5 protein-coding genes are annotated in these 4,928 nt (G+C 38.2%); all 5 read right to left on the reverse strand.

Annotated features, from left to right (window positions below):
• On the reverse strand, positions 1-603 hold a 603-nt coding region (locus D6734_08480; protein ID RMF94124.1), incomplete at its 3' end, for an insulinase family protein.
• Positions 584-2,671, reverse strand: coding sequence for a polyribonucleotide nucleotidyltransferase (gene pnp / locus D6734_08485; protein ID RMF94125.1), 2,088 nt, complete (start codon positions 2,669-2,671; stop codon positions 584-586). The genes pnp and D6734_08480, both read right to left, overlap by 20 nt.
• Positions 2,672-2,698: 27 nt before the next feature.
• Positions 2,699-2,968, reverse strand: coding sequence for a 30S ribosomal protein S15 (locus D6734_08490; GenBank protein RMF94126.1), 270 nt, complete (start codon positions 2,966-2,968; stop codon positions 2,699-2,701).
• Positions 2,969-2,980: 12 nt separating this feature from the next.
• Positions 2,981-3,907: a tRNA pseudouridine(55) synthase TruB gene (gene truB / locus D6734_08495; protein RMF94127.1), complete on the reverse strand. Its 927-nt coding sequence runs from the start codon at positions 3,905-3,907 to the stop codon at positions 2,981-2,983.
• Positions 3,908-4,059: 152 nt separating this feature from the next.
• The gene (larE, locus tag D6734_08500) at positions 4,060-4,860 is read right to left on the reverse strand and encodes an ATP-dependent sacrificial sulfur transferase LarE (protein RMF94128.1); all 801 of its coding nucleotides are present in this window, start codon (positions 4,858-4,860) and stop codon (positions 4,060-4,062) included.
• Positions 4,861-4,928 lie beyond the last annotated feature (68 nt).

A 4,928-nucleotide genomic window follows, 5' to 3' on the forward strand; every position in this document is an offset into this window, starting at 1 on the left:
GGCGGCGGCGTTCGGGACCGCGCCGCTTCCACGGTCCCGAAGACGGATGCCGGACCTCGCCCGGCTCAGGCGCCGGCTTTCTCGGCGGCCTGCGCGGCGCTCTCCGCGAGTGCCCAAAGGATGATTAGCAAAGATAGTTTTGAAAAAAATGTCGAATAGGTCTTCATCAGGAATATCTGAAGTCATTTTTATTTCTTCGATAATTACTTTTTTTTCTCGTTTGAATTCTTGAAGTGAAAAAGATGAGTTTAACAGAATATCTGAAAGAAGTTCAAATAAAGTTTCAATATGTGAATCAACCGATTGAATATAGAAACAGGTATATTCCCTGCTTGTAAAGGCATCACAATAACCACCAATTCTGTCTATTACTGTTGCAATATCCTTTGCAGTGCGTTTTGCTGTGCCTTTGAAAAGCAAATGTTCAATGAAATGAGACAAACCATTATATTTTTCCGGCTCGTCTCGGGAACCAAAATTAATCCACACGCCCACTGAGACGGATCTTACATAGGGAACATATTCTGCGACAAGTGTTGCCCCTCCGGGGAGATATTTTCTAAAAAACATTTTATGATAGGAACTATTTTTTTTCTTTTCCAATTGAGCGGAGAGCTTCCTTACGGCTTAACCTAAGCCTATTTTCCCTATCTATATCTATGAGTTTGACAGGAACTATGTCCCCCTCTTTGAGGACATCTCTAACTGCTTTTACTCGATAGTCGCACAATTCCGAAATATGGACTAAACCTTCCGTATTTGGAAGAATTTCCACAAATGCGCCAAAATCTACTATCTTTTTTACTTTGCCGTTGTAAATTTTGCCTATTTCTGGCTCTTCGGTCATATGCTTTATGATTTCGATTGCCTTGTCCGCTGAAGCAGAATCAACAGCTGAAACATTCACCCTGCCGTCGTCTTCAATATCTATCTTTGCGCCTGTTTCTTCTATGATACTGCGTATATTTTTACCTCCAGGTCCTATAACTTCGCCAATCTTGGAAGGATTTATGTGAATAGTGACTATTTTAGGCGCATATTCAGACATACTGGACCGTGGTTCAGCTATGGTTTCATTCATTTTTTCAAGGATATAGAGGCGTCCTGCTTTAGCTTGCTCAAGTGCTCTGCTGACGATCTCCTTTGTTACACCTGAAATTTTTACATCCATTTGGAATGCCGTAATGCCATCCTTTGTTCCGGCAACTTTAAAATCCATATCTCCACAATGGTCTTCTAAACCCAAGATGTCTGAAAGAATAACCGTTTTCTCATCTTCTTTTATTAGCCCCATTGCTATGCCAGCCACAGCTTTTCTTATTGGAACACCTGCATCCATAAGCGCAAGGGAACCTGCGCAAACTGTCGCCATCGAGGAAGAACCATTAGATTCTAAAATCTCCGATACTACACGAACAGTATATGGAAAATTTTCTGAATCAGGCATAACAGCTTTCAGCGCCCTTTCAGCAAGATTGCCGTGTCCTATCTCTCTTCTTCCTGTTGCAAGACGATTGCTCACCTCACCTACTGAAAAGGGAGGAAAATTGTAATGAAGCATAAATGCTTTTCTTTCTTCTCCTTCAAGAGCGTCAACTCTCTGTTCGTCATCTGCCGAACCCAATGTTACGATACTCAATGACTGTGTTTCACCTCTTGTAAAGAGAGATGAACCATGTGTTCGAGGAAGAACCCCAACCTCACAGCTTATAGGCCTAATTTCATCATATTTTCTTCCATCTGCTCTCACAGCATCATCTAAAATCATTTTTCGTACACATCTCTTTTCCATTTTTTCAAATGCGCTTTTGAATTCCAAAACTTGATCTTCCTCAGGATTTATCTCCTCTAAAAGATCATTGAAAACCTTCTCAACTGCTTCCTGTCTTGCAAGTTTTTCTCTTACCGCTATTGCTCTGCTAAGAGCTGATTCTGTTTTTTCCCTGATAACAGAATCTATTTCAAATTTTTTTGTATCCTGCACTTCATTTTTGGGCTTACCGACTTCTTTTCTGAGCTCTTCTTGAAGTTCGATCAATGGTAAAAGATTTTCATGGCCAAAAAAGATTGCTTCAAGCATTTGCTCTTCTGAAACTTCCCTACTTTCACCCTCAACCATTAGGACAGCATCCCTCGTGCCGGCAACAACAATATCAATAAGGCTATTGTCTAATTCATCAAAAGTGGGATTAATCTTCATCTTCCCATCGATAAGACCAACTCTGACGGCCGCAACAGGTGTTGTAAAAGGAATATCAGAAATCAACAATGCAGCAGACGCTCCATTCATAGCCGCTATATCAGTATCATTTTCCTGATCTGTACAGAGAACATTTGCTATTATTTGAATATCTTTTCTATAGCCATCTGGGAATAAAGGCCTTAAGGGTCTGTCAATGAGGCGTGATGTCAAAATCTCTTTCTCATTGGGTCTCCCTTCACGTTTAAAAAAACCACCGGGAATTTTACCTGCTGCATAGGTTTTCTCACGATATTCTACCGTAAAGGGAAGAAAATCTATTCCTTCTCTATCATTCTTCGATGTTACAGCTGTAACGAGTACTACCACATCTCCCTGTCTGACGACAACTGCGCCATTTGCCTGTTTTGCAACTTTACCTGTCTCCATAATGAATGGAGTGCCGTACAAATCAATATGCTTCTTTACCATTTAATTTTCTTCCTTATACTAATGTCTTTATTTTCTTATACCTAATTGGCGAATAACATTTATATAACTTTCATAGTTTCGCCTTTTTAGGTATTCAAGAAGCTTCCGTCTCTTGCTGACAAGTTTCAAAAGACCCCGTCTTGAGTGATGGTCTTTTTTGTGAATTCTAAAATGTTCTGTCAAATAGTTGATTCTTTCTGTCAATAAGGCAATTTGGACTTCGGGTGAACCCGTGTCATTTTCATGAAGCCTGAATTTTGCTTTTATTTCATCTTTTTTTTCTTTGGTTAAAACCACTCTTTTCCTCCTTCAGTTAAAAACTCTTTTCACTTTAAAAATAAAATTCTTTTCAGAACCGGTAGCGCTTTTTTTTGAAACACTTTGAACAATTGCGATTATCTTATCATTGGAATCTTTCACTTTAAGATATTCATTTTCTTTTATTTTATCGCTAACCCCTTTTATATCCTCTGACGAAAAGGGCAGACCATTCAGCAAGTTTCTTTTCAGAGTATCAGGTATGCGTGCCTCTTTGTAATCAGAGAGAAGTTCATCTACTTTTTTAAAATATTTATCATCTGTATCTATGCCATTCCTCTTTTTCAATTCCTCCAATGTAATTGTGTCTTCAAGTGTAAACATACCGCTCCTCGTTCGCAAAAGACTCGATATATGGCCTCCACATCCAAGCATTCTTCCAATATCATCTGCCAAAGATCTTATATATGTGCCAGAAGAACAAATAACATTTATTTTCAAAAAAGGAAACTCATAAAAAACTATATCGATCTTGTTGATCTTTACTCTTCTCGCTCTCCTATCAACCGCAATATTCTTTCGAGCATATTCGTATAGTTTATGGCCTTTATACTTTACAGCCGAATAGACTGGAGGCTTTTGTTCAATTTCTCCTTCAAAGTTTTTTACTATCTCCTCCACCTTTGCAATAGACGGGATTTCACAATCCCTAACTTCCTCTATGACTCTTCCTTCTGAGTCCATCGTATCTGTAATAATTCCCAGCCTGATTGTCGCCACATAAGATTTTTCACTATTTTTCAAAAAAGGAATTATCTTTGTTGCTTTATTGAGAAAGATAGGAAGCACCCCTTCAGCTAAAGGGTCTAAAGTGCCGCCGTGACCACACTTCTTAGCGCCTGTTATTTTTTTTACTTGCTCTGTCGCCTTGAACGATGTGATGCCCGAAGGCTTAAAAAGATTGATTGCGCCATCCATCAACTATTTTTACTTCATCCTCTCAACAACTTAAATGCCATATATTTCTTGAAAATTCAAAAATGCCGATTAATTTAGAAGTCAGACCTTATAATACAAAAAAACATTATTTGTCAATGATTTTGCTGTTGAAAACAATTAGCGTATCATCCTCAATTCATACTACCGCGTCTATATCCTTCAAGATCAAGAGCTACATATTTAAAGCCAAGAGACTTGAATTTATCAACTACAGATATCCGCATATTGTCATCTGAAAAACGTTTCAAAGATTCTTGTTCAATCTCGATTCGAGCTGTATCGCCATGATGTCTTACACGAAGCTGTTTAAAACCAAGACCTCTCAAAAAACGTTCTGCTTCATCTATGGTTTGAAGTTTTTCACGGGTAATATCTGTCCCATAAGGGAAACGTGATGAGAGACAAGCCATTTCCGGCTTATTCCATGTTTCCAAGCCAATATTTTTTGATAAATAACGGATTTCCTCTTTATTCAATTTGGCTTCATAAAGAGGACTGACAACTCCAAGCTCCTGCGCTGCCCTCATTCCGGGACGATGGTCATTTCTAACATCATTGTAATTAGTGCCGTCTGCCACATACCTGATTCCATTCTCAGCTGCAATCTTTTTAAGAAGAGAAAAAAGTTCGTACTTACAGTAATAGCAACGGTCGGGTGGATTTTCTCTAAATTGTGGAATATCGACTTCCTTCGATTCTATTATTATATGCTTTACACCTATTTTTTCTGCCATTTTTTTGGCTGTTTCAAGCTCTTCACGAACATATGTCTCCGACAATGCGGAAACTGCAATCACATTTTCCCCTAAAACATCTTTTGCTGTCTTCAATAAAAAAGTACTGTCTACTCCTCCAGAGAAGGCAACAAGAAGATTTCCATATTCACTTATTATTCTTTTCAAATTCTTATATTTTTTTTCAGCACTTTCCATATCATTTATCAAATGTAGAATTCATCATTATTTTTAAAAATTAATTTTTTTTTTGTAAAGTATAATGA

It is taken from the genome of Candidatus Schekmanbacteria bacterium, assembly GCA_003695725.1.
GTDB lineage: Bacteria > Schekmanbacteria > GWA2-38-11 > GWA2-38-11 > J061 > J061.

Excerpts from the sequence above, each read along its gene's own strand:
- pnp (RMF94125.1), bottom strand. The coding sequence starts at position 2,671 with ATGGTAAAGAAGCATATTGATTTGTACGGCACTCCATTCATTATGGAG.
- truB (RMF94127.1), bottom strand. The coding sequence starts at position 3,907 with ATGGATGGCGCAATCAATCTTTTTAAGCCTTCGGGCATCACATCGTTC.
- larE (RMF94128.1), bottom strand. The coding sequence starts at position 4,860 with ATGGAAAGTGCTGAAAAAAAATATAAGAATTTGAAAAGAATAATAAGT.